The following is a 261-nucleotide window of genomic DNA, read 5'->3' on the forward strand; positions in this document are numbered from 1 at the left end:
TGTCTCTTTGTATGCGTCATTCCATTGTGCTAAAAAATGATTGAATACAAAACGTGAACAACCGATTGTTTTTGCAATTAGAATTTCTTGCCCCTTGTTTGGATAGATACGAAACTTATACACTTTGTTAACTAACATTGATTTCACTCCTTTTAGTATATACTCATTACATACCAAACATAAGTATATACCGAAATGGAAGTGAAGTAGTATGGAACGTATTTCAAAATTAATTAAGTTTCCTGCTGATTTAGTGGCAGA

Annotated in this window: 1 protein-coding gene; it reads right to left on the reverse strand. The window is 31.8% G+C overall.

What is annotated here, in order from left to right:
• Positions 1–138, reverse strand: a 138-nt coding sequence (locus MR056_RS22100) for a helix-turn-helix domain-containing protein (protein ID WP_242136741.1), incomplete at its 3' end; no start/stop codon positions are given.
• Positions 139–261: the final 123 nt, after the last annotated feature.

It is taken from the genome of Bacillus cereus group sp. BfR-BA-01360, from assembly GCF_022663595.1.
Taxonomy (GTDB): domain Bacteria; phylum Bacillota; class Bacilli; order Bacillales; family Bacillaceae_G; genus Bacillus_A; species Bacillus_A cytotoxicus.